This window comes from Salipiger sp. 1_MG-2023 (assembly GCF_030547555.1).
In the GTDB taxonomy this organism is placed as follows: Bacteria; Pseudomonadota; Alphaproteobacteria; order Rhodobacterales; family Rhodobacteraceae; genus Salipiger.
This window is the reverse complement of the sequence record NZ_JAUOQN010000174.1, coordinates 1-930: the sequence shown is the minus strand read 5'-3', so window position 1 is coordinate 930 and position 930 is coordinate 1. Positions and strand designations below refer to the sequence as shown.

Sequence of the window (930 nt, the reverse complement as noted above, 5' to 3'; positions counted from 1 at the left end):
TGTTCCATCCCGGATGATCACATAAACCCTCGGCGGTCTGCCCTTTTCATGGCAAGATCGGTTCTGAGGGAAGTTCGGAACGGGGCGCGACCATGTTGATCCATCTTCACAAGCAAGCCACGACGACGCCAAAGGTCCGGGCCGCGATACAGGCGAGCACGGAGACTGCGCCGGTGCTGGCCGAGCGTTTCGGGGTCACGGAGCAGACCGTGTACAAGTGGCGGCACCGCGACAGCGTTGAGGATCGCAGCCACACACCGCACCGGCTGCAAACGACGCTGACCCCGGCCCAGGAGGCTGTTGCGGTGGCCTTGCGCACGACGCTGCTGGTATCACTCGATGACCTGCTGGCTGTGGTGCGCGAGTTTCTAAACCCGAATGCCTCGCGCTCTGGGCTGGACCGCTGCCTGCGTCGGCATGGCGTGGGAAACCTGCGCGATCTGAAGGCCAAAGCACCAAAGCTGAAGCAAAGCGCCTTCAAGGCCTATGAACCCGGATACCTGCATATCGACGTGAAATACCTGCCGCAAATGGCCGATGAGAGTTCCCGCCGCTACCTTTTTGTGGCAATCGACCGAGCGACACGCTGGGGTGAAGGGCGTCCCGGAATTGATCCAGTGGATCAATTCAGCCCTGAACGGGCGGAGCCCCGGCGTCATCCGCGTTTTCAAGGCCAAGACGGCAGCTAACGCCCGCCGCTTCCTTCGTGACCTGGAACGCGCTTGCCCGCTGCGTATCCGCACCATTTTGACGGACAACGGCAAGGAGTTCACCGATCGGCTCTTCGGCCTGCGCAAGCGTGCAGCGACCGGCGCGCACGAATTCGACACGCTCTGCGCCGCCCTCGACATAGAGCATCGCCTGACCCCGCCGAAGTCGCCTCAGACCAACGGCATGGTCGAGCGCTTCAATGGCCGCATCGAAGAAGTG

At 62.3% G+C, this 930-nt stretch carries 1 pseudogene; it reads left to right on the top strand.

The window, feature by feature from the left end:
* Positions 1-92: 92 nt before the first annotated feature.
* Positions 93-930: pseudogene (locus Q4543_RS24450) on the top strand (IS481 family transposase); the annotation flags it as partial.